The 25366-nt window shown below is 61.5% G+C and carries 22 protein-coding genes; 17 read left to right on the top strand and 5 right to left on the bottom strand.

Annotated elements, in window-relative coordinates:
- Position 1: 1 nt before the first annotated feature.
- From ACT53S_RS21655 to ACT53S_RS21635, 5 genes are all read right to left on the bottom strand, one after another.
- Entirely contained in the window at positions 2 to 820 is an 819-nt protein-coding gene (locus ACT53S_RS21655) for a PIG-L family deacetylase (RefSeq protein WP_476068544.1), read from the bottom strand.
- Between the two features lie 197 nt (positions 821 to 1017).
- Positions 1018 to 1677, bottom strand: a complete 660-nt coding sequence (locus ACT53S_RS21650) for a peroxiredoxin (RefSeq protein ID WP_142071321.1) — start codon at positions 1675 to 1677, stop codon at positions 1018 to 1020.
- A gap of 261 nt (positions 1678 to 1938) precedes the next feature.
- A complete protein-coding gene (locus tag ACT53S_RS21645) occupies positions 1939 to 5010 on the bottom strand; it encodes an efflux RND transporter permease subunit (protein ID WP_476068599.1) in 3072 nt (1023 codons plus the stop codon).
- Positions 5010 to 6086: an efflux RND transporter periplasmic adaptor subunit gene (locus tag ACT53S_RS21640; protein WP_476068543.1), complete on the bottom strand. Its 1077-nt coding sequence runs from the start codon at positions 6084 to 6086 to the stop codon at positions 5010 to 5012. Before ACT53S_RS21640 ends, ACT53S_RS21645 begins: the two co-directional genes overlap by 1 nt.
- Positions 6083 to 7195, bottom strand: a complete 1113-nt coding sequence (locus tag ACT53S_RS21635; RefSeq protein WP_113379062.1) for an efflux RND transporter periplasmic adaptor subunit — start codon at positions 7193 to 7195, stop codon at positions 6083 to 6085. The genes ACT53S_RS21640 and ACT53S_RS21635 overlap by 4 nt, the downstream gene beginning before the upstream one ends.
- A gap of 106 nt (positions 7196 to 7301) precedes the next feature.
- Here ACT53S_RS21635 and ACT53S_RS21630 point away from each other — a divergent pair, with 106 nt between their 5' ends.
- From ACT53S_RS21630 to ACT53S_RS21550, 17 genes are all read left to right on the top strand, one after another.
- Complete coding sequence (locus ACT53S_RS21630) at positions 7302 to 7943, top strand: TetR/AcrR family transcriptional regulator (protein WP_476068542.1); 642 nt, start codon at positions 7302 to 7304, stop codon at positions 7941 to 7943.
- Between the two features lie 392 nt (positions 7944 to 8335).
- Positions 8336 to 9508 carry a transporter substrate-binding protein gene (locus tag ACT53S_RS21625; RefSeq protein ID WP_476068541.1) on the top strand — a complete coding sequence of 391 codons (1173 nt, stop codon included), beginning with the start codon at positions 8336 to 8338 and terminating at the stop codon, positions 9506 to 9508.
- Complete coding sequence (locus ACT53S_RS21620) at positions 9505 to 10095, top strand: ANTAR domain-containing protein (RefSeq protein ID WP_142071333.1); 591 nt, start codon at positions 9505 to 9507, stop codon at positions 10093 to 10095. The genes ACT53S_RS21625 and ACT53S_RS21620 overlap by 4 nt, the downstream gene beginning before the upstream one ends.
- Before the next feature lie 31 nt (positions 10096 to 10126).
- Positions 10127 to 11020 carry a proline iminopeptidase-family hydrolase gene (locus ACT53S_RS21615; RefSeq protein ID WP_476068540.1) on the top strand — a complete coding sequence of 298 codons (894 nt, stop codon included), beginning with the start codon at positions 10127 to 10129 and terminating at the stop codon, positions 11018 to 11020.
- Between the two features lie 70 nt (positions 11021 to 11090).
- Positions 11091 to 12788, top strand: a complete 1698-nt coding sequence (locus ACT53S_RS21610) for an ABC transporter substrate-binding protein (RefSeq protein ID WP_476068539.1) — start codon at positions 11091 to 11093, stop codon at positions 12786 to 12788.
- Positions 12789 to 12857: 69 nt separating this feature from the next.
- Positions 12858 to 13880 (top strand): ABC transporter permease, encoded by a 1023-nt coding sequence (locus ACT53S_RS21605; protein ID WP_476068538.1) that lies wholly within the window; start codon positions 12858 to 12860, stop codon positions 13878 to 13880.
- A 10-nt stretch (positions 13881 to 13890) separates the two neighbouring features.
- Positions 13891 to 14862: an ABC transporter permease gene (locus tag ACT53S_RS21600; protein WP_142071339.1), complete on the top strand. Its 972-nt coding sequence runs from the start codon at positions 13891 to 13893 to the stop codon at positions 14860 to 14862.
- A gap of 3 nt (positions 14863 to 14865) precedes the next feature.
- Positions 14866 to 15891, top strand: coding sequence for an ABC transporter ATP-binding protein (locus ACT53S_RS21595; RefSeq protein ID WP_476068537.1), 1026 nt, complete (start codon positions 14866 to 14868; stop codon positions 15889 to 15891).
- Entirely contained in the window at positions 15888 to 16877 is a 990-nt protein-coding gene (locus ACT53S_RS21590; protein ID WP_476068536.1) for an ABC transporter ATP-binding protein, read from the top strand. Before ACT53S_RS21595 ends, ACT53S_RS21590 begins: the two co-directional genes overlap by 4 nt.
- A gap of 131 nt (positions 16878 to 17008) precedes the next feature.
- Positions 17009 to 17833, top strand: a complete 825-nt coding sequence (locus ACT53S_RS21585) for a class I fructose-bisphosphate aldolase (RefSeq protein WP_476068535.1) — start codon at positions 17009 to 17011, stop codon at positions 17831 to 17833.
- A 23-nt stretch (positions 17834 to 17856) separates the two neighbouring features.
- Positions 17857 to 18999, top strand: coding sequence for a Gfo/Idh/MocA family protein (locus ACT53S_RS21580; RefSeq protein ID WP_113379144.1), 1143 nt, complete (start codon positions 17857 to 17859; stop codon positions 18997 to 18999).
- Between the two features lie 8 nt (positions 19000 to 19007).
- Positions 19008 to 19679 (top strand): D-lyxose/D-mannose family sugar isomerase, encoded by a 672-nt coding sequence (locus tag ACT53S_RS21575; protein WP_476068534.1) that lies wholly within the window; start codon positions 19008 to 19010, stop codon positions 19677 to 19679.
- Positions 19679 to 20740 (top strand): carbohydrate kinase family protein, encoded by a 1062-nt coding sequence (locus ACT53S_RS21570; protein WP_476068533.1) that lies wholly within the window; start codon positions 19679 to 19681, stop codon positions 20738 to 20740. The genes ACT53S_RS21575 and ACT53S_RS21570 overlap by 1 nt, the downstream gene beginning before the upstream one ends.
- Before the next feature lie 58 nt (positions 20741 to 20798).
- Entirely contained in the window at positions 20799 to 21746 is a 948-nt protein-coding gene (locus ACT53S_RS21565; RefSeq protein ID WP_113379049.1) for a substrate-binding domain-containing protein, read from the top strand.
- A gap of 101 nt (positions 21747 to 21847) precedes the next feature.
- Complete coding sequence (locus tag ACT53S_RS21560; protein WP_476068532.1) at positions 21848 to 23350, top strand: sugar ABC transporter ATP-binding protein; 1503 nt, start codon at positions 21848 to 21850, stop codon at positions 23348 to 23350.
- Between the two features lie 14 nt (positions 23351 to 23364).
- Complete coding sequence (locus ACT53S_RS21555; protein ID WP_476068531.1) at positions 23365 to 24351, top strand: ABC transporter permease; 987 nt, start codon at positions 23365 to 23367, stop codon at positions 24349 to 24351.
- Complete coding sequence (locus ACT53S_RS21550) at positions 24344 to 25366, top strand: aldose epimerase family protein (RefSeq protein WP_476068530.1); 1023 nt, start codon at positions 24344 to 24346, stop codon at positions 25364 to 25366. The genes ACT53S_RS21555 and ACT53S_RS21550 overlap by 8 nt, the downstream gene beginning before the upstream one ends.

The raw sequence follows: 25366 nt of genomic DNA, 5'->3' as shown, positions 1-25366 counted from the left end.
TTTATCGCTGGCCAGGCAACCGGCATAGCAGCGGATCCAGCTTAACGAGAATGCGTCGTTTCATCCGGCGCAACAGCCGGTGCCAGAGCGGCAGACCTCCATCGATCCACACCATGTTGACCGGGAGCGAGGCAGGCGTGCCGCGCACCGGACGCAAGGGGGCATCCGGAGACTGCACTTCATAGAACATCTCGTAATCGGGCCATTCGTAACCGTCATCCCAGGTCCAGCTGTCGTGTTTCTGGTAATGCTGTTTCAAGGTTGTGGCCAATGCCTTGTCCGTAGGCAGAACGGCAAAGCGGGAGCCGAGCCTCGGCATGTTGCTCTCCATGAAGGAGAACACTCGGTCGCTTGCATAGCCGGTGACGAAAAGCCGGAAATCACGGGTCTTCTTTAGCAGCGAGACCGCGCGATAGACCTGAACATGCTCTTCGTGCCCATACTCGCCCCACGGATTGTGCGTAACGACGAGATCTCCGTCCGCGACATGCGCGGCGATGGCGGCTGCAATCCGTTCGAAGTTGCGGGCATACCCCTCCTGATCGCGCCCACACAGGACGCCGTCTGGCGTCTCCACCGGCCGTTCCCAGTTCGACGTGAGGAAGCTGCGCGATTCTGGAATGTTCAGCCCGACAACCGAAGGCAAAGGAAATTCGCGCAGCAATGCCGCACGCCCCCGGCTCACGGCAGCGTCAGCCGAATCCTGGTAACAGAGCACGACCTTCTTTGCCGCAGCTAGGATTGAACTGGCCCAGAGGACCTCGTCATCGGGATGCGCCATGATAATGACGCACTGCTTGAAATCGCTTGAATTCAGCATCGAGCCTGTCTCGTCCAGGGCGATGAGCCCGTCATCCTGCCATTAATCCGACAAAACTGCCCGGCTTGCCCGCGTCTTGCAACACGGGGAGCCGGGCAGACTGTGATTAGGGTTAAGGCAGCCGCCTCGACCTGATAGCCGAAGGACATCGATCGCCGCGCCCCTGCGCCATGGGCAGGAACGGGTAAACTGACCCGTCAGGATACCGGCTGCTTGGTCTTGCGCAGGTAGGGCAGAACCGTCTCGAAAGCGCCGAAGCGGGAAAGTGCATCTTCGTTCGACACCGCAGCAGTGATGATGACATCGTCTCCCTGCTTCCAATTGGCAGGGGTCGCAACCTGATGCTTGGCCGTCAGCTGGATCGAATCGATCGTTCTGAGGATTTCGTCGAAGTTGCGGCCCGTGGTCATCGGGTAGGTCAGGATCAGCTTGATCTTCTTGTCCGGGCCAATGACGTAGACGGAGCGCACGGTCGCATTGTCGGCAGGGGTCCGGCCTTCGGACGTCTCACCGGCATCCTCTGGCAGCATGTCATAGAGCTTGGCCACCTTGAGATCCTTGTCACCGATCAGCGGATAGCCGACATCGAAACCGGTCGCGACCTTGATATCCTGTTTCCACTTCGAGTGGCTCTCGACCGGATCGACCGAGATGCCGATCACCTTGACGTTGCGCTTGGCAAACGCGTCGGAAAGACCTGCCATGGCGCCCAGTTCGGTGGTGCACACGGGCGTGAAGTTCTTCGGGTGGGAGAAGAGAACCGCCCAGCTGTCACCGATCCAGTCATGGAAGGCGATCGTGCCCTGAGTGGTTTCGGCGGTAAAATCCGGAGCCGTTTGATTGATGCGCAATGTCATGAAAATCCTCCTGAAGGTTGCCGACAGTGAAAACCAAAACGAATGCCCAAGGAAGCGCGTTCGTATCAATTCCCACGTCAATTCAGACGGATATTTGCGGGTTGGCACGCTCCGCAGAGTAGATTATTCCGGGGACCGGCTGGGTCGCACTGCGGCAGACCATGGGCCGTCCCCCAAACAAGGATGGCGGCCTACAATGGCCGCCATCCGCTGGTTTTTCTGGCCCAACCTGTCAAGGCTGGCGCTACGCCGTCAAAGCTCTCACGCCACGACTGCGTCGGAAGCCTTTTCCGCTGGCGGCCGCTTGATGCGGAACCAGACCACGTAGAGTGCGGGCAGGAAGAGCAGGGTCAGAACTGTGCCGACGATGATCCCGCCCATCATGGCATAGGCCATCGGCCCCCAGAAGATCTCGCGTGAGATCGGGATCAGCGCCAGGCTGGCAGCCGCAGCCGTCAACATGATCGGCCGCATTCGATGCTCCGCAGCTTCCCTGACCGCTTCCCAACCGTCGCGCCCCGCTTTTCTGAGACTGTCGATCTCAACAACGAGGATGACCGAGTTGCGGATGAGGATGCCGATGAGGGCAAGCACACCGAGGATGGCCACGAAACCCAGCGGTGCACCGCTCGGCAACAGGGCAGCGACGACACCGATCAGCCCCAGCGGCGCCACGATGAACACCATGAAAAGCCGCTGGAAGCTCTGCAACTGGAACATCAGGATCGTCGTCATCGTCAGCAGCATCAGCGGCACAACGGCGACAATCGGCGCCTGGCTCTTTGCACTGCTTTCGACCGAACCACCCGCTTCCACAGTGTAGCCATCCGGCAGTTTTGCCGAGAAGGCTTCGATCTTGGGCTTCAGCTGCTGGTCGACAGTCGCCGGCTGTGTAGCGTCGATGATTGCAGCCTTGAGCGTGATGGTCGCCATTCGATCGCGACGCCAGACAACCGGCTGCTCAAGCTCGTAATGGAAGTTCGCGATTGCAGCCAGAGGCACCGCTTGACCGTTGCTGCCCGGCAATTGCAGGTTCCGCAGAGTTTCGATCGACTCCCTTTCGGCCTTGGGCGCCCGTCCCACGACATCGATGAGATAGATGCTGTCTCGGATCTGCGTGATCGTCGATCCCCCGGTGAGGTTATTGAGGGCCGTCGCGATGTCGGACGAACTCACCCCGAGCTGCCGGGCCTTGTCCTGCAAGAGATCGACCTTCACAACACGCGCCGGCTCGTTCCAGTCCGAAACGATCCGCCCCAGCCTGGGGTCCTGACCAAGCACGGAGGTCAGGTCGGCGGCATAGGCGCGAACCTTCTGAGGATCAGAGCCTGCCACGCGGTACTGGATCGGTCGACCAACCGGCGGTCCCAGCTCCATCTGCTTCACGAAGACATCCGTGCCGGGAAATTCGACGGTGGCAGCCTCGGACAGCGAGGCGATCAGACGGTCGCGGGCTTCGACACTCTTCGCCACGACGATCATCTGGCCGAAATTGTTCGAGTTCGGCTGCACGTCGAAGGACAGGACGAAACGCTTGGCTCCCTGACCGACATAAGACGTCCAGTGATCGACATCTTCGTTGCCGACGAGATGCTTGGCTTCGAAGGCATCCATCTCGACCTTGGTCTGCGCCAGGGTGTAGTTCTGACGTGCGGTCCAGTCGACGATCAGTTCAGGGCGATCGGATGCCGGGAAGAACTGCTGTTGAACGAAACCCATGCCAAAGAGCGACAGGCCGAAGAGCCCGGCAGTTGCCAGAATGGTGAGCTTCGGCCAGGTCATGCAGGTATTGAGCAGCCCGCTGAAGGCACGGGAGAAAAATCCTTTTGTCTCCGCATGCTTCTTCATGGTTTTCGGCAAGATCAGGACGCCGAGGAGCGGGGCGAAGAGGACGGCGACGATCCAGGAAACGATCAGCGAAATGCCGATGACAACGAACAGTGTAAACGTGAATTCGCCGGCCGCGCTGTCGTTTAGTCCCACGGGAATGAAGCTGGCCACAGTGACCAGCGTCCCCGTCAGCATCGGAAACGCCGTCGATGTCCAGACGGCGGTCGCCGCCTTGGGCAAGGGCTCGCCCTGCTCCAGCTTCGAGACCATCATCTCGATGGCAATCATGGCATCGTCCACGAGGAGGCCGAGCGCGATGATCAGGGCGCCGAGCGAGATGCGCTGCAGCGATATCCCGAGATATTCCATGAACACGAAGGTGATGGCGAGCACCAGCGGGATGGAGACCGCGACAACAAAGCCAGCCCGCATACCCAGACTGATGAAGCTGACCGCGAGCACGATTGCAATCGCCTCGAAAAGGGCTTTGGTGAATCCGCCGACGGCTTCCTCGACCACCACCGCCTGGTCGGCCACGTGATGCACGCCGATCCCGACAGGCAGGTCCGCGATCACCTTGTCCATCTCTTCCGTCAAGGCTTCACCGAAACGCAGGAGGTTGGCGCCGGGCTTCATGCCGATGGCCAGCCCGATCGCCGGCGTGCCGTTGACGCGGAACAGGGGCTGCTGCGGGTCGGAATAACCGCGCGTGATGGTGGCGACGTCGCTCAGACGGAAGAATCGATCGTTGACGCGCAGGTTGATGTTGCGCAGCGCCTCGTCAGAGGCGAACTGGCCGGAGACACGCAGGTTGATGCTCTCCGAACTTGTGCGCAAGGTCCCCGAGGCAACGACGGCGTTCTGGTTCTGCAGTGTCTGAACGATATCCTGCTGCGATATCCCGAGCGCTGCCATCTGCTTGGTGGAAAGATCGAGATAGACGACTTCATCCTGCGCACCGATCAACTCGACCTTACCGACATTCGGCACGGACAGAATCTTCTGGCGGGCGGATTCGAGGTAGTCGCGCAATTGTCGCTGTGTCAGCCCATCCGCCGTGAACGCGTAGATATTGCCATAGACATCACCGAAGCTGTCAATGAAGGCCGGTCCCTGTACGCCTTGCGGCAGTGTCGGCGCAATGTCGTTGACCATGTTGCGGACCTTGACCCATGTGGGCTTGACGTCGGCCGCCTTGGTATTCTCCAGCAGGTTGACGTAGATGGTCGTCTGCCCGGGGGTATTGATGCTCTTGGTGTAGTCGAGCGAGTCCAGTTCCTGCAGCTTTTTCTCGATGCGGTCAGTGACCTGGCTTGTCATCTCGTCGACGGATGCCCCCGGCCAGGAAGCCTGAATCAGCATCGTCTTGATGCTGAAATCCGGGTCCTCCTCACGGCCGAGGTTCATATAGGAAATGACACCCGCCACCATCGACAGGATCATGAAGTACCAGACGAGCGATTTGTGCTGCAGGGCCCATTCGGAAAGATTGAATGACTTGATCATAGTGAGGTCTCGCTCGAGAATCGGATGGGCTGGTTGTCAGTGAGCGAGTTCACGCCGGCAGAGACGATGCGATCGCCGCGATTGATCCCGCTCGTCACGTCGTATCCGCCACCCGGCGACGGCTCGACCTTGATTTCGCGCCTGGAAACCGTGTTTTTCGTCGCATCGATGACCCAGACGAACGGCTTGCCGTCCGCATCGCCAACGGCGCTTTGCGGAAGCCAGAGATGATCGTCGGTGCGGGCAATCGGAGACGCGGTGACGGTGCTGCCGAGGCGGTAGCTTTCCGGAGGCGCATCCAGTGCGATCTTTGTTCGTCTGCTCCGCGTCGCCGGATCGGCCTGAGGGGTCGTCTCACGTACGCTCCCGCGCACCTTCTGAACGGGATTGGCCTGCAGCGTAATTTCGAACGGCGTTCCGATTGCGGTCAATGCGCCGTAGCGATCGGGAATATCGACGACGGCGTCGCGCGCCTCAAGGCGCGCGATGGTCACCACGGGGGTTCCGACGGAAACCACCTGGCCAACCTCTGCGGAAACGGCCGAGACCACGCCGTCCGTATCGGCCGTGAGCGTGGCATAGCTCAACTGCTCACGAACCTTCACGAGGCTCGCCTCCAGTTGCTGAACGGTTGCTTCGGCCGCTTCCCGGGCTTGAACGGCTTCCTCGAGCTGTTCGCGCGTGCTGGCATTGGACGCCACCAGGGTTTTCTGCCTCTGTTCGGTGACGCGCGCCAGATCGAGCTTGGCTTTAGCCGAAGCGAGGTCCGCTTCGGCCTGCTTGACGCTCAGTTCCAAGGCCGCAAAATCAAGATTGGCAAGAACCTGCCCTTTGGTCACGAGATCGCCCACATGGACATGGCGGGCGGTGATGCGCCCGAGGACCTGGAAACCGAGATCGGTGCTGAATTTGGCTTCGACCGTGCCGGTGAAACCGGACAAGACGGCTGCCCGCGGCTCCGCGACGACGAAAAGAACCGGACGCACAGGCTCGGCATTTTCCGGCTGGTCGTCGGAGCAGGACGAAAGGACCGCGGTCAGAAGAAGAAGGGGGAGGATGGCGGGAGTTCTCATTGAGCCGCTCCTTTCAGGACGTCAACCTTCTGGTTTTCTCTGAGAAACTGCACGCCGTCGACGATCACGAGTTCGCCCGGCTCTATGCCGGATCGGAGCACCACGCGATCTGCGTCGTAACGTTCAATGGTCACCGGCTTCAATTCCGTGGTGAGAGCGGTGCGGTCGACAACCCAGACCGCCGGGCTGCCCTTCTTCGAAAAGATGGATTGCCAAGGGACGGAAATGCGATCCTGCTGCCCCAGCACCACATCGGCAACGATGGCAGCACCGAGGGTCATGTCCGCTGGGGCATTCTCGATCGAAAGCTTGACGCGGACGGTTCCGAGGGCCCGATCCAGCGTCGGGCTGATTTCACGGATTTTTGCTGACGCAGAGATATCCGGGCGCGACAACAGGCTTACCTTAAGCGAGATCGGCCGCACCTCGCCGCTGAGAGCATTTTCCTGGACATTGAAGACCGCATCGCGCGCACCGTCATGGGCCAGCGTAAAGACCGTGGCCGACGCCTGGACAACCTGCCCGACTTCAACATTCCGGGCGGTAATGGTGCCGTCCGCATCGGCGCGCAGCTCGGTCTGCCGCAGCGCTTCCTGAGCAACCTCCAGTCTTGCCTTCGCCGCATCCAGATCCTTCTGGGCGGAGAGGTATTCCTGCTGCGCACTGTCGACTTCCTGTTGCGAAAGCGCGCCTGTCTGGATCAGCGTTTTGCGGCGGTTCAAGATGGAACTGGTTTTGCGCAGCGTGGCATCCTGGGCAGAAACGCCAGCCTTCGCCGACTCGATGTCGGCGAGCTGCTCGGTCGAATCGAGTGTCGCAAGCACCTGTCCCGCAGTGACCCGGTCACCGACGCCGACCCGGCGCTCAATGACGCGGCCGCTCACCTTGAATGACAGTTCGCTTTCGACTTGCGCCTTGATTTCCCCCGTACCTCCGGCACGCAAGACATCGCGGTCGAGCTTCGCAACCTCGACAGTGACCTTGGGAACATCAACCTCCGCTTTTCTGTTTTCACCCTCACAGGCAGTAAGCGTAAGAAGCGACAAGGCGGCGAACAGCGTTACCCTTGGCAATCTGCCGCCTTGCAGAGGTGGGGTTTCGTTGACCATGAGGAGGTTCCGGTGGTGAGGTTGAAGATAAAAGCTGTTTTATTCATCACGCATTGAATATATGAAATCAAATGGCGATCAAGTCAATTCGGAGACCGACGCACAGATGACCTCAGCGGAAAGAAATCGGGGCCGGCCCAGAAAGGGCGACGAACAGGACACCGACGCACTGCTGGAAGCAGCACTCACAAGTTTTGCCGAACACGGTTTCGACAAAACGCCGCTTCGCGTAATTGCAACACGAGCCGGCGTCGATGTCGCTCTGATCTCTTATCGCTACGGCTCGAAATTCGGCCTTTGGGAAGCCGTCGTTCGTTACGTCAGTGACGATTCCAGGCAACAGGCAGAAGAGTTCCTACATCAGGCAGAATTTCTGCCCGAACACGAGAGGCTGCCGTTCATCAGCACCCATCTCGTTGACCTCATCTTCCAACTGCCGGCCTTCTCCAGGGTGCTCCTTACTGAACTTATCTCTAATGTAAGCGAAGATCGTAAAAAGCTGATTACAGCAGCACTCTTGAAGCCGATGCACGAAACGATCCTGACATCGCTTCGAAAGATGAACGTCCTTCCGGAACGCGAGGGAGAGCCCAGCCCGGGAATGTCGCTCATCTTCGCGATTGGATCGGTGGCGCTGATGTCCACCATCAGCGAGATCGCGATGGCTTTGACAAAGCTTGAAGACGACGAACAACGCTTCAAGGAAGACCTCTCCAAGCTGCTCTGTCACATTCTCCGGCAAAGCTGAGCCGGCCCAAGCACGTACGAACGAGAAACTTGCTGAAAGGCGCGGCCGGGCGATGGGTCTCGGCACCAAATTCGACGCCGAACTTGTGACTAAGGGATAACGAAACCCGCAGAAGATTGCTCGACCACCCATCCGGCCCAAAATTTGAGCAAACAAACTGATTGACCACAAAACATTCATATCTTAGCCTGAACCTCGAAAAGGCATTGTATGCCAAACGGCAATTGGGCCCCGACACCGCGTTCGACGCGGTTCGGGGCCTTTTTTGTTTCGGCGTCCGGTGCCCTCCTTGAATGACGACCAGACAAACGTGGAAGCCGGCCGATGAAGGCGATGGCAGTTTTGATCGAAGGCACTGGGACGGCTAAACTCCGCCGGGAGCGCGCAGCGCCATGACACGCGAGACGCAGCCGATCTCCATCCTCTACTCCACCACCGGCCCCTACGCTGCTCTGGGCCGGGAGGCACTAGCCGGCGCGCTTGCGGCGATCGCAGAGGTGAATGCCGATGCCGAAATGCCCTTCAGGCTGGAACCCAAGGTCGACGACCCCGCCGGCCGCGCGGAGCTGTATTCGGCGATGGCGGAGGCCGCGATCCGCAACAACGGCTGTCGCCATGTGATTGGTACCATCACCTCCTGGAGCCGCAAGGATGTGCTGCCGGCAATCGAACGCCACGGCGCGCTACTTTGGTATGCGTTCCCCTACGAGGGATACGAAGCGAGCGACAGCGCCATCTATCTCGGCGCCTGTCCCAACCAGCATCTTCTCCCCCTCTTCGACCACGTGCTGCCCCGTTTCGGACAGCGGCCCTTCATCGTCGGCTCCAACTACATCTGGGGTTGGGAAAACAGCCGCATTGCCCGGGAAATCACGGAAGCCTGCGGGGGCCAGGTCCTCTCGGAACGGTTTGTGCCGCTCGGTGCCGTGGAAGTCGAGCACCTGATCGCGGAGATCGAGCAGAAGAGGCCGGACTTCATCCTCAGCAACCTCGTCGGCGCCTCCGCAACAGCCTTCTTCGCCGCCTATCACCTCTGGCGCAGCAAACGCCCTTCAGCACCCCCCATCGTCGCGTGCAACTTGTCCGAGACGGAACTGGACAGCCTCACGCCCGAAGCCCGCACCGGGCATATCGCGGCAGCCCCCTATTTCAACCGGCTGGACATCCCCGCAAACCGAGAGTTCAAGGCCCGGATGGCGACGCGCTTCGGGGCGGAGCGCCGAATCACCACGTCTTTCTGCGCGACTTATATGAGCGTGACGCTTCTCGCCCAGGCGATGAAGGATGCGGCGACCGACGCGCCGGACGCCGTTCGCCGGGTCGTCGTTTCACGACCGTTCGACACGCCGGTTGGACCGGTCGCGATCCACCCGCGCACACACCATGCGGCCCTTCGTCCCCATCTGGCCGTTTCGGACTCAAGCGGCGAATTCGACATCTTTCACAGTGCAGCCGAGCCGGTGGAGGCGGATCCTTACCTCATTCATGCCTTCCAGCGCCCCAAACAGGCTGACGACACGCCCCCATCGCCACTCCAGGGCAGCCAATTGAAGGTGATCAAATGAACCGCCCAGGTCGCCTCTCACTTGCCACGTGGCGCGCAGTGATCCTCCATCGGGACCACCCCTCCGTCGACGCGCTGAAACGGCAACTTGACCTGCTGCACATGAAAGTCGAGGTAGTCTGGCCACAGATAGATGCCGCCCACGTCGAGGCGGACATTGTCTTCTTCGATGCAGATATGGGCCATGACGGCCAGTTTCCCTGGCCTCGCGGCTACGCGCCGATGCCGATGGTCGCTCTCATCGGCTCGGAAGCGCCCGGCCGCGTCGAATGGGCGCTGTCTCAGGGATCGAATGCCCATCTTTTGAAGCCCATAGGCTCCACCGGCGCCTATAGCGCCATCCTCATCGCCGCTCATGCATACCGGGTCGCCCGCAGTCAGGCCGACGATATCCGCGCTCTCGAAGACCGACTGCGGCAGCGCCCCGTGGTTGTCCGCGCGATCCTCAAACTCCTTCAGGCCGAACAACTCGACGAGGACGCGGCCTGGAAGCGGCTGCGCAAGATCGCGATGGACTGGGGCATGACAACAGAAGAAACGGCGGAAGCCATCTGCCGCGACGACCGCCGCACCAAGCTGGGCGGCTGAGAGACCATGAGACCGCAAAGGAGCATCACGCGTGTCGATCACTGAAGGCTACGCCCCCTATGGCGAATACAAGACCTGGTACCGGATTACGGGCGATCTCGCCTCGGGCAAGCCGCCGCTGATCGTCGCCCATGGCGGCCCCGGCTGCACCCATGACTATGTCGACAGCTTCAAGGACATTGCCGCCACCGGCCGCGCCGTCATCCACTACGACCAGGTTGGCAATGGCAAGTCGACCCATCTTCCGGAGAAGGGGCCCGATTTCTGGACCGTCCCCTTCTTCCGCACCGAACTGCACAACCTGATCGACCATCTCGGCATCCGCGGAGGCTATTGCCTGCTCGGCCAGTCCTGGGGCGGCATGCTTGGGGCGGAATTTGCCGTCGAGCAACCGGCCGGCCTCAAGGCGCTCATCATCGCCAATTCCCCGGCCGCGATGAGCACATGGATCTCCGAGGCCAACCGCCTGCGCGAAGACCTGCCCGCGGATGTCCAGGCAACACTGCTTCACCACGAGAAAGCCGGCACGACCGACAGCGCCGAATACATGGCGGCGACTGACGTCTTCAATCAGCGCCATGTCTGCCGGGTTGTGCCGATGCCGGACGAGGTCAAGCGAACTTTCGACGCGATCGGTACGGATCCGACCGTCTATCACACCATGAACGGCCCCAATGAATTCCATGTCATCGGCACGATGAAGGATTGGTCGATCGTCGGCCGTCTTTCGACGATCAACGTGCCAACTCTTTTGATCTCAGGTCGTTACGATGAGGCCACGGAAGCCTGCGTGCAGCCCTTTGCGGACGAGATCCCGGATGTGCGTTGGCGCATCTTCGAACAATCGAGCCACATGCCGCATGTCGAGGAGCGGGAGGCCTGCATGGCCGAAGTTGCGGGTTTCCTCGACGCGAAGGCACCCTGACCATCACCAAAAACAAACCCGGCCAACGGGTGACTGCCGTGAATTTCAAACGACAACAGAGGGAAACAGCATGACACTCTATCTGAAACCCATTGCCCGCCGCGCCGGTCTCCTGACCGCCGGTATTCTGCTCGCCCAAACCGCGCTCACCGGCGCAGCACTGGCTGAGGACCGCGCCGAACTGATGGCGAAACATCGCGGCGGCACCATGACCCTCGCTGCTGTTTCGGCGGCTGGCACCATTGATCCGATGATCAACTACACGGCCCAGTTCTGGCAGCTCTACCAGATGACCTATGACGGCCTCGTCAAGTTCAAGCAGGCCGGCGGCACCGACGGCTTTGAGATCGTGCCGTCGATCGCGGAAGCGATCCCTGAGCCGACCAATGACGGCAAGACCTACGTCTTCAAGATTCGCAAGGGCATCATGTTCTCCAACGGCAAGGAGCTGAAGCCGTCTGACGTGCTCGCCTCCTATCAGCGCATCTTCAAGGTCAAGGGTCCGACCACCGGCAGCTTCTACAACGGCTTCGTCGGCGCCGACAAATGCATCGCGGAAGCCGAGACCTGCACGCTCGAAGGCGGCGTCATCGCCGACGACGCGGCCGGCACCGTGACCATCAACCTCGTGGCCCCGGACTCGGAGATCTTCTCCAAGCTCGCCGTTCCCCACGCCTCGATCCTGCCGGCTGATGCGCCGGCCGCCGATGCCGGCACCACGCCGATCCCCGGCACCGGCGCCTATTATTTCGACAGCTACAATCCGACCGAACAGCTCGTCCTGAAGCGCAACCCGCACTTCAAGGAATGGAGCGTCGACGCCCAGCCGGACGGCTATGCTGACGAGATCATCTACAAGTTCGGCCTGACCGAAGAAGCGACCATCAACGCCATCGTCAACGGCCAGATCGACTGGATGTTCGATACCCCGCCGGCAGACCGCCTGCCGGAAATCGGTGCCAAATATGCAAGCCAGATCCACATCGATCCGTTGGCTGCTTTCTGGTACGCGCCGATGAACACCAACATCGCGCCGTTCGACAACGTCAAGGCACGTCAGGCATTGAACTATGCCCTGGACCGTGACGCCCTCGTCGGTCTGTTCGGCGGTGAAGTGCTGGCACAGCCCACCTGCCAGATCCTGCCGCCCGACTTCCCCGGCCATGTCGACGACTGCATTTACACGGCAGAGCCAGGCCCGGAATGGGTCGGCCCCGACATGGAGAAGGCCAAGCAACTGGTCGAGGAATCCGGCACCAAGGGTCAGAAGGTGACCGTGATCGCCGAGGATAACGCGACCTCGCGTGGTATCGGCACCTATATCCAGAGCGTGCTGTCAGAACTGGGCTACGACGCCTCGATGAAGGCGGTCTCTCCGAACATCCAGTTCACCTACATCCAGAACACCAACAACAACGTCCAGATCAGTATCAGCCAGTGGTACATGGACTACCCTGCGGCGTCCAACTTCCTGAACGTGCTTCTCTCCTGCAGCTCCTTCAACAAGGGTAGCGATTCCTCGATCAACATCTCCGGCTACTGCAACCCGGATCTCGATGCGAAGATGAAGGAAGCGATGACGCTGGCGCTGACCGATCCGGATGCCGCCAACGCCAAATGGGCCGAGGTCGACAAGGGCTTCATGGAGCAGTCCCCGATGGCGCCGCTGTTCACCCCGAAGAGCGTAAACTTCACCTCGGCACGCCTCGGCAACTACATCTTCAACAAGCAGAACCGCTGGATCGCTTCGCAGTCCTGGGTTCAGTGATCCTCCTTTGAAGTCAACGGGTGGCAGTCATCTGCCACCCGCACGTCCATTCGGCCTATCGGGGAACAGATGACCGACGCAATCCAGACAATGCCTGCGGCAGCACCCGCGCTTCGCCGATCGTCAGGGCCATGGAGCAGGGCCTGGCACATCCTGAAACGCGACCGACCAACGCTGCTGGCAGCCTTCGTGCTTTTCGTCATCGTGTTGTCGAGCCTGGCTGCCCCGCTTTATGCCGGTTACGTGGCCGGCAGCGACCCGTTCCGCTCCAATCTCAGTGCACGCATCATGGTCGACGGAAAACGCGTCAAGGTCATGCAAGCCTCGACCGAAGGCCTCGGCCTCGGCGTCACGCCCATCGGTCCGACCTGGAGCGCCCAATACTTCCTCGGCGCCGATACTCAAGGGCGTGATGTCGCGGCACGTCTCCTGTACGGTGGCCGCAACTCCCTGTTGATCGCAGCCTCGGCCACCGCCATCTGTCTTGTCTTGGCAGCCCTGATCGGCATCTCCGCCGGCTTCTTCGGCGGCTGGGTCGACAAGATCCTCTCGCGCATCCTCGACATTCTCTGGGCCTTCCCCGTCTACCTGCTCGCCATATCGCTCTCGATCGTCCTGATATCAAATGGCATCGTCATTGGCCCGATCGAGATCGGCTCGGACAGCCTGCTACTGCCGATCTTCATCATCGGGATCATCTACGTCCCCTACGTCGCCCGCCCCCTGCGCGGTCGTGTCTTGTCCTTGCGCGAAAGCGAATTCGTGCTCGCCGCCCGCGGCCTCGGCATCCCAGCCTGGCGCATTTTGCTGAACGACATCCTGCCCAATGTGACGACGATGCTGATCGTCTTCATCCCCCTGATGATGGGCCTCAACATCATCACGGAATCGTCCCTGTCCTTCCTGTCGATCGGCGTCCAGGCACCGGATGCCAGCTGGGGCACGATCATCCAGGACGGCCAGACCCTACTCTACACCCGACCCATCGTGTCGCTCGCCCCGGGCATCGCCATCGTCCTGACCGTACTTTCGCTCAACGTGCTCGGCGACAGCCTGCGCGACGCCCTCGATCCCCGCACAAAACTGGCCTGAGGAGGGCTCCATGACCATTGCCGTTCTCCAGCGCCTCGGCCAGATGATCTTCGTGATGTTCGGCATCTCGGCGCTCGTCTTCCTGATCTTCTTCGCCACGCCCGGCTCAGATCCCGCCGCCCGTCTCGCCGGCCGCAACGCCTCGCAGGAAACCATCGAGGCGATCCGCAAGGAATTCGGCTTCGACCGACCCCTTCCGGTGCAATACGGCGTGATGATGAAGCGCCTCTTCATCACCCAGGACCTCACCTCCTTCGTCAACCGCGGCTACCGCATCGTTCCCGCCGTTGTCGCTGCAGCCCCGGTCACCCTGTCGCTGGTTGCCGGTGCCGCCGTCCTCTGGATCGTCGGCGGCATTTTTGTCGGAGTACTGGCGGCCCTGACCCGCGACACGCTGATTGACCGCGGTCTCATGGCCCTGGCGCTGATTGGCGTCTCCATGCCGGTCTATTGGCTGGGCGAAATGATGAACCTGATCAGCCAGAGCCGTTTTCACGACACCTGGCTGTTCTCCTGGGTGCCGGCCCTCGGCTACAAGCCGCTCACGCAGGATCCGGTCGGCTGGTTCAAGACGCTGGTCATTCCCTGGTTCACGCTGGCCGCCCTCTACATCGGCATCTATGGCCGGGTGCTTCGGGCCAATCTCGTTGAAGCCTATCAGGAGGACTTCATCCGCACGGCGCGCGCAAAGGGCCTCTCGCCCGCCCGCGTCATGCTGCGCCATGCCCTGCGCACCTCGCTTATCCCCTTCGTGACCATGTTCGGCCTGGACTTCGGCGTGCTCGTCGGCGGTGCGGCCCTGCTCACCGAAGTGGTCTTCGGCCTGAACGGGGTCGGACGCCTGACCTACCAGGCCCTCCTCAACCTCGACCTGCCGATGATCCTTGGCACCGTCATGTATGCCTCCTTCTTCGTCGTCATCGCCAATGCGCTTGTTGATGTCGTCTATGTGCTGATCGATCCACGCGTGCGGGGGAACTGAGCGATGGCCACCTCGGACAAGCCCATTCTCCTCGACGTCGACGGCCTCTCGGTCTCCTTCGCCACCGATCGCGGACCGGTCCAGGCCGTGCGCGACGTCTCCTTCCGCGTCCATGAAGGCGAGATCCTCTCGATCGTCGGAGAATCCGGCTCCGGCAAGTCGGTGACACTGCTGTCGCTGCTCGGGCTGCACGATGCCAAAACGACCCGCGTCGATGGCGCCGTCTCCTTCAAGGGAAAACCGATCCTCGATCTTCCGGCAAGCCAGATGCGCTCCATCAGGGGCAAGGAGATCGGGCTCATCTCACAGGACCCGATGACGGCACTGACGCCGGTTTACACGATCGGTTGGCAGATCGCCGAGCAGATCCGTGCCCACGAAAACATCTCCGCTCGTGCTGCCCGCCGACGCGCGGTCGAACTGCTCGGCGAAGTCGGACTGTCCAATCCGGGCGAAGCCGTCGATCGTTACCCGCACCAGCTCTCCGGCGGCATGCGCCAGCGCGCGGTCATCGCCATGGCTCTCTCCTGCAACCCTGCTCTTCTGGTCGCGGACGAACCGACGACGGCCCTCGACGTCACCGTCCAGGCACAGGTCCTCGACCTGCTTTTGCGGCTGCGCAAGGATTTCGGATCGGCCATCATCCTGATCACCCATGACATGGGTGTCGTCGCCGAAGTCGCGGAACAAGTGGCTGTCATGTACGCCGGCCGCATCGTGGAACGTGGTCGCACCGACGACGTCTTCGCGAGACCACTGCATCCCTATACCTGGGGCCTGATGGCCTCGATCCCCCCGCTCACCGGCACGCGTCTCGAAAAGCTTCGCTCGATCCCGGGAATGCCGCCGACACCGGACATGATCGGCAAAGGCTGCGGCTTTGCGCCCCGCTGCGATTTCGCCCGAAGCGCCTGTGCGGAGCGCCCACCGCTACAGCGGGCTGGAGATCAGTCCGCGCTTTGCGTCCTCGATGACGAGGAACGTCCTGCCCTGCGGCAAGCAGCCCTCCCCATCGAGGAAATGGCATGAACACCGAAATCAACCCCTCCACGCCGCTGCTCCAGGCAAAGGAGCTGACCAAGAATTTCACCGTCGGCAAGACGATGATGCCGGGCTCGGGCAAGATCCTCCGTGCCGTCGATGCGATCGACCTCGAAGTCCGTCCCGGTGAAACCCTTGGCCTGGTCGGTGAATCCGGCAGCGGTAAGTCGACCCTCGGCCGCTGCTTGACCCGCCTTTACGACATCACCTCCGGAGAGCTGACATTCGATGGCGAGGAGATCGGCAAGGCAGATACGAAGGCGCTTAAGCCCGTCCGCCGCAAGATGCAGATGATCTTTCAGGACCCTTCCGCCTCGCTCAATCCGAAGAGGCGGGTGCGCGACATGCTGGCGGAGGTTCTCTCTGTCCATCGCATCCGCGAGGGGGCGGGCATCGGCGAACGGCTGGACGAGTTGATGGAATTGGTCGGGCTGCGCCGCGAATATCTCGACCGCTATCCGCACGAATTCTCCGGTGGCCAGCGCCAGCGCATCGGCATTGCCCGCGCGCTCGCGGTCGAACCGAAGTTGATTGTCGCGGATGAACCCGTGTCTGCCCTCGATGTGTCGGTCCAGGCTCAGGTGGTCAACCTATTCGGCGAGCTGCGTGACCGGCTGAACCTCACTTATGTCTTCATCGCCCATGACCTCGCCGTCGTCCGCCACGTCTCCACTCGCGTCGCCGTGATGTATCTCGGCTCGATTGTCGAGACAGGGGAAACGGAAGAGCTGTATGCTCGGCCGCACCACCCCTACACGCGCGCCCTGCTCTCGGCCATTCCCCAACCGCATAACCGGGGGAAGCGCGACCGTATCCTGCTCACAGGCGAAATCCCGAGCCCGCTGTCGCCGCCGCCCGGCTGCAAGTTTTCGACGCGGTGTCCCTATGCCACCGACCTCTGTCGCGAGAACCGGCCCAAGCTGGCAACAGTTGCGACCGGACGCGAAGTCGCCTGCCATTACCCTTTGGACTGACCTTCCGTGCGGCTCCCGTGGACCGCGCAGTCCTGTTCGAAAAATGTGGTAACGTTTCCACATTGATTGTTGACGAGACGGCGCTCGATCGATAGCCTCCATGAAAACGATACCACATCGGGAGGAAATCGATGAAATCAGCGCGGCTCAACCGCCTCTTCGGCACGTCTGGAAACTGCTTCGACGTGGCCATCGACCACGGCATGTTCAATGAACGCACGTTCCTGGCCGGCATCGAGAACATGCGTACCGCGATCGACATCATCGTGGCAGCCGCCCCCGATGCCATCCAACTCCCCCCCGGCACTGCCCCGCTGCTCCAGTCGATCCCAGGCAAGGCCCGCCCTGCGCTGGTACTGCGCACGGACATCGCCAACATCTATGGCAACCCGCTTCCGAGCGCGCTCTTCTCGGAAGTCATCGACCGCCCCGTCGAACAGGCAATCGCCCTTGATGCAGCCTGCGTCGTCGTCAACCTGCTGATGCTGCCGAACCAGCCGGAAGTCTACCGCGCCTGCGTGCGCAACGTGAACAGCCTAAAGCGCGAATGTGAGATCTACGGCATGCCGCTGATGGTCGAGCCGCTGGTGATGCAGGACAATTCCAAGGGCGCCTACATGGTCGACGGCGCGATCGACAAGATCCTGCCGCTGGTTCGCCAGGCAGCCGAACTCGGCGCCGATATCATCAAGGCCGACCCCTGCGATGACGTCACGGAATACCACCGCGTCATCGAGATCGCTCAAGGGTTGCCGGTCCTGGTTCGCGGCGGCGGCAAGGTCTCCGACCAGGAGATCCTGTCGCGCACCAAGGTGCTGACGGAACAGGGCGCGCGCGGCATCGTCTATGGCCGCAACGTCATCCAGCATGCCAATCCGGGCGGCATGACCCGTGCGTTGATGGCGATCGTCCATGACGGAGCAACCGCCGAGGAGGCGTCGCGCCACCTGAGCTGAGGTTGCGCGATGGGAGGAGGAACATCATGAAGACCTTTCGTTTCGGCGTCATTGGCTGCGGCCTGATGGGACGCGAATTCGCGAGCGCCGCAGCGCGCTGGATGCACCTGACGGACACCAAGGCACGGCCGGAAATCATCGCCGTTTGCGACACCAATCCTGATCTGATGGCATGGTTTCAAACCCACGTCCCCTCGGTGCGGCAGACCACCACCGACTACCGCGAACTGCTCGCCAATCCGGATGTGGACGCGATCTACTGCGCCGTTCCCCACGTCCTGCATGCAGAGTTCTACACGGACATTCTGAAGGCCGGAAAACATCTGCTGGGTGAAAAACCCTTCGGCATGGACCGGGAGCAGAACCGGGCCATCATGGCCGAACTTGCCGAACATCCGGATCTCATCGTTCGCTGCTCGTCGGAAATGCCCTACTTCCCAGGCGCCCAGAAGGTGATCGCATTGGCCGCGAGCGGTGAGATGGGAGAAATCCTCGAGGTCGAGGCCGGATTCCTGCATTCCTCGGACATCGATCCGAACAAGCCGATCAACTGGAAGCGCATGGAGCACATCAACGGCGCCTATGGCTGCATGGGTGACCTCGGCATGCATGTGCTCCATGTACCCCTGCGCCTCGGCTGGCGGCCAGAGACGCTGCATGCCAATCTCGTCAAGCGCGTCACGGAGCGCCCTGATGGTAAGGGCAACATGGTCCCCTGCACCACCTGGGACAATGCGACGATCAGCAGCCGGGTTCGCGCGGACGATCAGGACTTCCCGCTGGTGCTAAAGACCTGGCGGATCGCGCCGGGTGAATCCAACACCTGGTACATCCGCATCCTCGGGATGAAGAAGAGCGCCTTCTTCTCCACGAAGCAGCCGCGTCAATGGCAGTGGATGGACTACCAGGGCAGCACCCAGTCGTGGAACACGGAAGATTTGGGCTACGGTTCGGTCTTCCCCGCCATCACCGGCAAGATCTTCGAATTCGGCTTTGCCGATGCGATCCAGCAGATGTGGGCGGCATTTGTCGATGAACTGGCGGGCGGCACGGCGAATGGATTTCCCTGTGCCAATCCGGCTGAGGCTGCGGCCCACCATGCCGTGCTGACCGCAGCCCTACAGTCCGGTCTCGAAAACCGCGTCGTCACCGTCGACTACGATTGAGGGGCGCAATGAAACGCTCTGAAATCAACCAGGCACTGCGCTTCGCCATCGACATGCTCGAAACCTGGCGGTGGTCGCTGCCGGTCTGGGGCAACTGGACGTCCGCAGACTTCGCAGCCAATCCCGATGTCGCACACTATCTGCGCAGCCGGCAGCTCGGCTGGGACGTTACCGACTTCGGCTCTGATCGCTTTGCAGAACAAGGTCTCGTGCTCTTCTGCCTGCGCAACGGCATTCTCGGAGTGGCAGGTGAACGCAGTTATGCAGAAAAGCTTCTCTTCATTCAGGAAGGCCAACTGACCCCGGCACATCTGCACAAGGCCAAGCAGGAAGACATCATCAATCGCGCCGGTGGCGATCTCGTCATTGAATTCTGCGCGGCGGATGAGAAAGGCAAGACCTCCTCATCCGATGTGACCGTCTTGGTTGATGGCATTGAACGCCACCTCAGCACCTGGGAACCTCTGATCCTTCATCCCGGCGAGAGCGTGACCATCCCGACAGGTCTCTACCACCGCTTTTATGGTGCAAAGGGTAAGGGCCCGGTGCTGGTTGGCGAAGTGAGCCAGGTCAATGACGACCGGACAGACAACTACTTCCTCGAACCCATCGGCCGTTTCGCCGAGATCGACGAGGACGATCCACCGCTCCGCCCCCTCTGGAACGAGGGCAGCATCTGATGAGAGCCGGGGAGGAGGTTCAAAACGGATACGAGAGACAAAAGCCGGGCGGCATCGTCTGCGTCGGCAACTTCATCGTCGACCGCATTCACACGTTGTCCTATTGGCCGGAACAGGGAAGCCTTGCCCACATCCTGCATCAGGACATGGGAGTGGGCGGCGGCGCGGCCAATGTCGTAACCGACCTCGCCTCGCTCGGCTTCCAGGGCCACCTTTCGGTCGCAGGCGCTCTGGGGGACGATCCGGACGGAGCCTATGTGCGTGAGCGACATGCAGCGCTCGGCATCGACGTGTCGGGTCTGCGAACGCTCGAGGGTCATGCGACCGCCCACACGCATGTCATGAACGTGCTCGGCCAGAGCCGCACCTTCTTCTATCACGGCGGCTCCAACGATCTCTTGGCGGATGACACCATAGACCCGAGAACCTATGCCGCAAGCGGGCACAGGATTTTCTACCTCGGCTACCTGATGCTGTTGCCGGCACTCGACCGGAAGGATGAGAGCGGTTCATCCGGAGCCGCCCGCCTGCTGAAATCGGCAAGAGATGCGGGACTTTTAACCTGCGTGGATTTCGTCTCCAGCGAAGACCCCGCCTTCGCCGATTGCGTCGCGGTCGCCCTGCCCCACTGCGACTATGTCATCGTCAACGAGACCGAGGCAGGGCGCGCAACCGGCATCGCAGTTCGTGACGCAAACGGCACGCTTCTCCTGTCCGCCGTGGAAGCGGCGGGGCAAAAACTGCTGGACGGAGGCGTCGTGCGCGGCGTGGTCATCCATGCGCCTGAACTGTGCATCTGGTTCACACCCGGCCGCACGCCTGAGAGAACACCCGCCTACCTCGTCGACCCATCGGCCATCGTGAGCCCTGTCGGGGCCGGAGACGCCTTCTGCGCCGCCGTGCTCTTCGGGTTGCACGAGGGATGGCCGATCGAAACCATTTCCGCTGTCGCCCATCGCGCGGCGGTCCATTGTCTCGGCGGCGCGACAGCCACCGACGGCATACCCGACATGTCGGTCCTGCTCGCCGAAATCGGCGATGGGGTCCCGGCGGCCGGATAGCAGGCCGATCACGGCGAGGAGGCCGTGATCGACAATCGAACCCTAGGGAGGAAAGACCATGAAGAAACTCATCATCGCAGCCACGCTCGGCCTCACCGCCACCAGCGGCATGGCCGCAGCAGAAGACAAGCCTGTCATCGCCAGCATCGTCTTTCAGGGCGACCAGTTCATGAAGTCGCTGCAGGCCGGTATGCGCGACGCCGGCGAAAAGGCAGGCGCCGAAGTCCTAGAAATCAACATCGACGGAGACCAGGCAAAGGAAACCCAGGCGATCGACACCTATATCGCCCGCAAGGTCAGCGCGATCGTCATCGCGCCGGTATCGGCCAAGAACTCCGCTGCGGCCCTCAAGCGGGCCCGTGACGCCGGCATTGTCGTCGTCGCCGTCAATGGCGGCCTGACCGACGCGGGCATTGCCCAGGCAACCTTCTCGACCTCGAACAAGGATCTCGGCGCCACCACCGGCAAGGCGGCCGCGAGCTTTATCAAGGAAACCCTCGGCGGCAAGGCCAAGGTCGCCATCCTCGGCTTCAAGTCGCTTCTGCCGGAACAGAGCGGCGAGCGCACCGAAGGCTTCAAGCAAGCCGCGGCCGAAGGCAACAGCATCGACGTCGTGACGGAACAGGATGCCTGGCTGCCGGAAAAGGCCGTCTCGGTCGCAACCGACATCCTGACGGCCAATGCTGATGTCAACGTCATCTATGCGGCAAACGAAGGTGGCACGATCGGCGCCATGCAGGCCGTGCGCAATGCCGGCAAGGCAGGCTCGGTCTACGTTTTCGGCATCGATGGTTCGGAACAGCTGGCCAAGGGCCTGCTCTCATCCGACAACGTGCTCCAGGCCGTGACCGCCCAGTCCCCGTTCGACATGGGTGCAAGCGGTGTCAACGCAGCACTCGCCATCCTGAAGGGTGAAAAGGTGGCAGAGCAGACATCCGTCCCGACGCTGCTGCTGTCGCGCACCCAGCCGGATGCCGTCAAGGCTTTCGCCGAGTCGCTGAAGTAAGGCCGGCGGAGAGACCTCCATCCCGCTGGAACAGGGGTGCAGAGCGCGACCGGGCTCTGCACCTCCGCCACTCTTCCAATGCCCGAATGCATGGAACCATCATGACAAACGCGCTAGAACTGCGCCACCTGACCAAACACTACGGCTCCGTAAGGGCGCTGAACGACTTCACCCATTCCTTCGCGAAGGGGCAGGTTCACGCGTTGCTGGGCAAGAACGGGTCAGGCAAAAGCACCTTCATCAAGATGCTGGCCGGCGCCGTTCAGCCGACCTCGGGCGAAATCGTCATAGATGGACGGACCAGCAACTTTTCTCATCCTTCAGATGCCCTGAAGGCCGGGATCGTCACGGTGCACCAGGAACTCAGCCTCGTGCCCCATCTGTCGGTCGCAGAAAACATCTATCTCGGGCGCCTCCCTCGGCGTGGCAACACGCCCTTCATCGATTGGCGGGGACTGCTTCGCCAGGCAGGACAGCTCCTCCACGAAATGGGCGCCGGCGACATCGATCCGGCGCAACCGGTCGCCAGTCTCTCCATCGGGCGCCAACAGCTGGTCGAGATCGTGAAGGCGATGTCGCTCGACCCGAAGATCCTGCAGCTCGATGAACCCACATCCGCACTCGCCCAGGCGGAAGTGCAACAGCTTTTTGGCCTCGTCCGCCGCCTGCGGGACCGCGGCGTAACGATCATCTATATTTCCCATCGTCTGGCGGAACTGGGCGAGATCGCCGATACCGTAACCGCATTGCGCGATGGTCGCTTCACGGGTTCGTGCCGGATGGAGGAGGCGACGCCCGCAGTCATCCTCGAAATGATGTTCGGCGACGTCACCCCGGCAATACGGCCACCCCGCCCGGTTGCTGCTGGAGAACCGATCCTGAGCGTTCGCAACCTGAGCATCGAGCCGATGCTCAAGAGCGTGAGCTTCGATCTGCACAAAGGCGAAGTCCTGGGCATTGCCGGCATGCTGGGGTCTGGCCGCACCGAACTGCTACGTGCGATCTACGGCGCCGGGCCGGCCGACGGTGGCGAGATCAGGGTCGATGGCAGACGCGTCGAAGACGTTTCGATCCAGACCATGAAACGCCTCGGTATCGGCTATACCTCGGAAGACCGCAAGGAGAGCGGGCTTGTCCAGATCCTTTCGATCCACGCCAATCTCTGCCTGGCCGCCATGCAGCGCTTCAGCCATCGCGGTTTCGTCACCGAGCCAAGTGAGCGGCCGGCCGTCGAGCGCCAGATTCGGGACCTGTCGATCAAGATCGGCGATCCGATGCTGCCCGTCTCAAGCCTCTCCGGAGGCAATCAGCAGAAGGTTGTCGTCGGCAACTGGCTGAACAATCAACCCCGCATCCTACTGTTCGATGAACCGGGCCGGGGCGTCGATGTGCAGGCCAAGCAACAGATCTACCAGATCATCTGGTCAAAGGCCCTCGAAGGCCTGTCTAGCATCGTCGTCTCCACCGAACTGGAAGACCTCGTCGAATGCTGCGACCGGATTTTGATCCTGCGCGATGGTCGTATCACCGAGGAATTCGTCAATGACGGCCTCGACCCCAAGACACTTTATGCCGCCTGCATGGCGCGGCAGACCAACCCATGAATTCGGAGAGGCCGATGACCCGCCCGGGCAATACCTTCGCGACCTTCGCACGACGCAATTCGATGCTGATCATCCTGATCGCGCTCTACATCCTCGTCGCCTTTACGGCTCGTGGTTTCATGAGCATCGACAATCAGTTGAACATTCTGCGCACCATCGCGGTACCAGGCATGATCGCCTTTGGCATGACGTTGCTGATCATCGTTGGTGAGATCGATCTTTCTGTCGGGTCGATGGTCGCGGCCTCGGCCTGTGTGCTTGCCTGGCTCGTCAGCGTGATCTCCGGCGGCGCGTTCGAACCGGATGTGTGGCATGTGATCGTCGCGGTGCTGCTGACGCTGGCCTTTGGCGCCTCGATCGGCATCTTCAACGGCTGGCTGCGCAACCGCTTCATGGTGCCGACCTTCATCTCGTCGCTCGCGATGATGGCGACACTCGCCGGCCTCGCCAATCTCATTACCGACGGCACGCCGATCGAATCCTTCCCTTCATGGTACTATTTCATCGGCAGCGGCCGCATCTTCCACATCCCCTTCCCCGTCTACCTGCTGCTCCTCGCCTTCATCGTCACCCATATCTTGGCCAACTACACGAGCTTCGGTCGTTCGGTGTATGCAATCGGGGGCAATGCCGAAGCCGCCCGCCTCTCGGGCCTGCATGTGAATAGAACCCGCACCTGGTGCCTCGTCATCACCAGCCTCTTCGCGGTGCTCGGCGGCATCGTCTATTCATCGCTTCTCAACTCCGGCAATCCCACGATCGCCAAGGGCATGGAGCTTGAGGTGATCTCGGCTGTCATCATCGGTGGCGTCAGCCTGTTCGGAGGAAAAGGCTCGATCTGGGGCGCCTTCGTCGGCGTGCTTTTCCTCGGCGTGCTGCTCAACGCCATGACCCTCTGGGGCTTCAATCCTTACGCCCAGCAGGTCGTCCGTGGTGTCCTGATCCTCGGGGCCGTCTTCATCAACCTGATCATCGACCGACCGAAGGCAAGCCATGGCTGAGGAAGAACACATCGCGCGTATCTCGATGCGCTGGGATCGCGGCGAAGCTTGCATGCAAAGCCTCGGTGGCATGCTGGCCCCCGTCCACTTCCAACTCGCCGACGGGCGCTCCGTCTCGCCACTGCATGTCGCCCCCTGGCACCTCGAAGATATGGCCGATCAGCCCGGCATTTTGCGCCGACTGCGAGGCGACTGGCCCTGCATCCCTTTCGGCGCTCCGCCACCCGCACCTCTACCGGCTCCCTGGTCCGCCAAACTCACGTCCACAATCGCAACCGAAGAACTCCATCCCCACGGCTATGGCGCGAACCACCATTGGGATCTCGACACGCCGGCAGAAAACCGTCTGTCGGGCACCGTGCGTTACCCCGACGATCACCCGATCGAGGCGCTCCATCGGGAGGTCGAAGGTATAGCCGGTCGGGCGGAGATCCTCTGCAGCCTGACGGTGACCCCGAGACGAGACTGCCGCCTCCCGATCGGCCTGCATCCGGTCTTCCGCCTGCCAGAGATAGAAGAGAGTGCTGTTCTGGATGTCGGACCCCACGGGACGGTCTGGTCGCATCCGCTCGATGAGGAGGGCCTCATCTCGGTGGTCGAGCCCAACCGCCATTTTGAAAGTCTCGACCGGTTGTGGAGCAGGCAAGACGGGCCACTGTCATTGACCCGCCTTCCTCTGGCACGACCGTCCGAAACTCTGTTGCTGCTGACAGGCATTTGTGGTCGCGCCGTGCTCACGAACGAGGCGGAGCGCTATCGCGTGACGCTTCAGTGGGATGCGGAGCTCTTTCCCAGCCTGATGCTGTGGATCTCAAATCGCGGGCGCACCCAGCGCCCGTGGAATGGCCGCCATCTCGCCTTGGGTGTGGAGCCCATCCGTGCAGCGTTCGATCTAGGTGTACGGGTATCAACCGATCCGAACCCGCTGCAGGAGGCAGGCGTCGAAACCTGCTATCCCTTCACCAGCGGCAAGCCCCTGACGACGCGATACTCGATAGCCGTCGAGGCCATCTGA

The organism is Allorhizobium sp. DMC15 (assembly GCF_056314065.1).
The sequence above is the reverse complement of the archived record's forward strand: the minus strand, read 5'-3'. Positions and strand labels throughout refer to the sequence as shown.